The organism is Geobacillus sp. CAMR5420, from assembly GCF_000691465.1.
Lineage (GTDB): Bacteria > Bacillota > Bacilli > Bacillales > Anoxybacillaceae > Geobacillus > Geobacillus thermoleovorans.
Genome location: NZ_JHUS01000094.1, coordinates 1 through 1,155, shown reverse-complemented (window position 1 = coordinate 1,155; position 1,155 = coordinate 1). Strand labels below are relative to the sequence as shown.

The 1,155-nt window shown below is 39.2% G+C and carries 2 pseudogenes; both read left to right on the top strand.

Annotation, left to right across the window (positions count from 1 at the left end):
* A pseudogene (locus tag DI44_RS0117555) lies at positions 1 to 261 on the top strand (6-phosphogluconate dehydrogenase (decarboxylating)); the annotation flags it as partial.
* 133 nt (positions 262 to 394) lie between these two features.
* A pseudogene (locus DI44_RS0117550) lies at positions 395 to 1,135 on the top strand (glucose-6-phosphate isomerase); the annotation flags it as partial.
* Between the last annotated feature and the right edge of the window lie 20 nt (positions 1,136 to 1,155).

The window sequence follows — 1,155 nt, the reverse complement described above, 5'->3', positions numbered from 1 at the left end:
TCATGGCTCATGGAATTAACAGAACGCGCATTTTCAAAAGATGCAAAATTAGAGGAAATCAAAGGAATTATGCATTCTTCCGGTGAAGGGAAATGGACAGTAGAAACAGCATTAGATCTGCAAACTGCCACTCCTGTCATCGCCATGGCCTTATTGATGCGGTATCGTTCATTAGAAAACGATACATTTACAGGCAAAGTGGTAGCCGCTCTACGCAACGAATTTGGTGGACATGCTGTAGAGAAAAATGTGAAGAAATAAACCGTTATAAGCATTAGAAGCATCTCCAGAAAAAACCTTTAAGGAAATAACATAAAAGTCCTTTTCATATGTAAGGTCAAAAATGATCAATGGACGTGCACAGCAAAATTAGAAGAGAAAGGAGAAGTATTATATGGCTATCTCTTTTGATTACTCTAATGCGTTACCATTTATGCAAGAGAATGAACTAGATTATTTAAGCGAATTTGTAAAAGTAGCTCATCATATGCTTCATGAAAAGAAAGGTCCAGGATCCGATTTTCTTGGCTGGGTTGATTGGCCGATCCGCTATGATAAAGACGAATTTGCGCGAATCAAACAAGCTGCTGAAAGAATCCGGAATCATTCAGACGCTCTTGTGGTGATCGGCATTGGCGGGTCTTATTTAGGTGCAAGGGCGGCTATTGAAGCATTATCCCATACATTTCATAACCAAATGAACAATACGACACAAATTTATTTCGCTGGTCAGAATATCAGTTCCACTTATATCTCTCATTTATTAGATGTGTTAGAAGGCAAAGATCTGTCTATCAATGTCATTTCTAAATCTGGAACAACGACAGAACCTGCCATTGCTTTCCGGATTTTCCGTGACTACATGGAGAAAAAATATGGAAAAGAGGAAGCAAGAAAACGGATTTACGTTACTACCGGTCGAGCAAAAGGAGCTTTAAAAAAGCTCGCCGATCAAGAAAGATATGAAACTTTCGTTATTCCGGATGACATAGGCGGAAGATATTCTGTGCTGACAGCAGTTGGCCTATTGCCAATCGCCGTAGCTGGACTGAATATTGATCAAATGATGGAAGGGGCAGCATCAGCATATCATAAATATAACAATCCTGATCTTTTAACCAATGAGAGTTATCAGTAGAGTCAGTCAAGACTTTG